Origin of the sequence: Rhizomonospora bruguierae, from assembly GCF_018397995.1 — a bacterium.
In the GTDB taxonomy this organism is placed as follows: domain Bacteria; phylum Actinomycetota; class Actinomycetes; order Mycobacteriales; family Micromonosporaceae; genus Rhizomonospora; species Rhizomonospora bruguierae.
Genome location: NZ_BBQH01000070.1, coordinates 1844 through 3916 on the forward strand (window position 1 = coordinate 1844; position 2073 = coordinate 3916).

Annotated in this window: 3 protein-coding genes; 1 reads left to right on the forward strand and 2 read right to left on the reverse strand. The window is 72.8% G+C overall.

Going from position 1 to position 2073, the window contains the following annotated elements; genetic code table 11:
• Window positions 1-213 precede the first annotated feature (213 nt).
• Window positions 214-594 (forward strand): helix-turn-helix domain-containing protein, encoded by a 381-nt coding sequence (locus KJS59_RS25190; RefSeq protein WP_213455448.1) that lies wholly within the window; start codon window positions 214-216, stop codon window positions 592-594.
• A gap of 100 nt (window positions 595-694) precedes the next feature.
• Here KJS59_RS25190 and KJS59_RS25195 read toward each other — a convergent pair whose 3' ends face one another.
• Together KJS59_RS25195 and KJS59_RS25200 are read right to left on the reverse strand one after the other, a co-directional pair.
• Entirely contained in the window at window positions 695-1396 is a 702-nt protein-coding gene (locus tag KJS59_RS25195) for a hypothetical protein (protein ID WP_213455449.1), read from the reverse strand.
• 73 nt (window positions 1397-1469) lie between these two features.
• On the reverse strand, window positions 1470-1958 hold the full coding sequence (locus tag KJS59_RS25200; protein ID WP_213455450.1) for a hypothetical protein: 489 nt from the start codon (window positions 1956-1958) through the stop codon (window positions 1470-1472).
• Between the last annotated feature and the right edge of the window lie 115 nt (window positions 1959-2073).

Here is a 2073-nt window from a genome sequence, read left to right on the forward strand (position 1 = left end):
GGGGCCGGGTCAGGTTGGCGATCATCCCCGGCCCCTCCCTCGCTCGCTGATGACATCAGTCTACCCTAAGGTAGACTACGTGGCAATACCCTAGGGTAGAAATGTTGCCCCGGATGCCCATGCCCCGAGCGCCGCCGCATCCACAGCATGGGTGTGGAGGTGTCTACAGGCTGGCTCGATAAATCCCCGCCCGCGCGGGGTAGCATCGCCGGCATGCCTCGCCCACCAGCCGCCCACGGCACCCCCAGCCGATGGCGCGTCGGATGCCGGTGCCCGTGCTGCCTGTCGGCGCACAACGCCGACACCGCCAGCCGCCGCCGCGCCGCCTCGGACGACCGATTCCCGCTCAGGCAGCGCCGCCGGCTGCTGCGTCTCATCGCCCAGGGGGCGCCCGTCACCGAGGCGGCCGAGCTGGTCGGCGTCACCTACCAGGCCGTCCACGCCCGGACCCGCACCGACCCGGCCTGGCAGGGACTGCTGGATCAAGCGCTGATGACCGGCCGCAGGGTCGATGTGCCGCACGGCACGGAGAGCGGCTACCGGCAGTACCGCTGCCGGTGCCCCGAGTGCCGCCGCGCCCACCACCCGGGCTAATCCCGCCACCGACGACAGCGCCCCGCCCCGGAGTTCCGGGAGCGGGGCGCTGTCCGCGCTCTCAGGTGTTGATGGTGATGACTCGTCGTGTCCGGAGGGGTCAGATGTCCCGCAGGGCGTCGCGCGCCACGCGCCACGCCGCGATCTGCGCCCGCTCGATGCCCTCGCGACGCAGCAGCGCCTCCCGGCCGGCAGCGTCGGCCGCCTCCCACTCCGCGACGAGCCGGAGCTTGCGCTCCATCGTGAGCAGCGGCGCCCCCGGCCCTTCGCCACCCGCCCCACTGCCCTCTTCGGACACATCCACCACGGCCTCGTCGGCGTGCAAGGCGCGGCTCGTCCCGATCAGATGCGCCGGCATCGGCTCGTCCGGGTGCTCACGCACCCACGCCGCGCGCTGGGCATCCCAGCCGTCCAGCATGCGCTGTGCCCACGCCTGCGCCTCGGCGCGGGTGGCCGAGTTCTCCAGGGCGTAGGGGCCCGGCTGGGCAGTCCAGTCGCCGAGGTCGCCGGCGACGAACCGCGCCACCGTGCGCCACCGGTCGTCCCCGTCCAGCGTCTGGGCGAGCAGGATGCGGCCGTTGTTCTCCTCCCGGTAGCGCAGGGTGCGGGGCAGGCGGCCGGTGTCCTCCAGCCACCGCCGCACCGCCCCCCACATCCACACCCGCCGGCCACTGACCGCGCCGGGCTCCGCGGCCGGGAAATCCTCGTGTCGCTGGAGCCATTTTTGCGCCGTGTCGGGCCGCACTCCGGCGCGGTGAGCGATCTCGCCGATACCGACCGGGTCCACGTCTCCGAACGTCATGATTGCTCTCCTCTGCTTAGATTGGGGGTGGCCGCCCCGAGGTGCTTTCCTCATCTCGGGGCGGCCGCGTGACTCAGTTGGCGTCGCAGTCGTGGCCGCCGCAGTCGCGGCCGGTGGTGGAGGAGCAGTTCCCGCCGGTGACGCACGCCTTGCGGCGCCGCGAGATGGTGGTGGCGCGGCGGCGGGGCGTGCTGGTGCGGCGCTTCGCCGGGGCCGGGCGTCCGGCGGCCGGCGCGGCGACGCTGACCGGGTGGGCGAATCCACCCTCGACGAGCGCGGCGTAGAGCACGTCGTCGGGGTCGAAGAGGTTGTAGCCGCGGGAGTCGAGGTAGGCGGTCTCGGCCTGGGCCTGCGCGGCCCGGTCGGCGTCCGTCACAGCGGCGTCCGTCGCGCGGGCCTCGACCTGCGCGTCGCGGGCCTCGGGGGTGAGGGCGGCGCAGGTGGCGCAGTAGACGATCCAGCCGTCCGCCGCTTTGGTGAGCTGGCCGGCGCCGGCGGGTACCCGGGTGTCGCAGGTGGTGCAGTCGGCGGCGAACTTGTTGGTGCGGGTGGTGGTGACCATTTCAATCTCCCCTAGGCTGTCCTGCTTATAGGGACAGTCTAGGGGAGATTGCTGTCCACGTCAAGAGGACAGAGCATTCGGTCCACGCGCCGCACTCCAGGCAGCGGATCGCGTC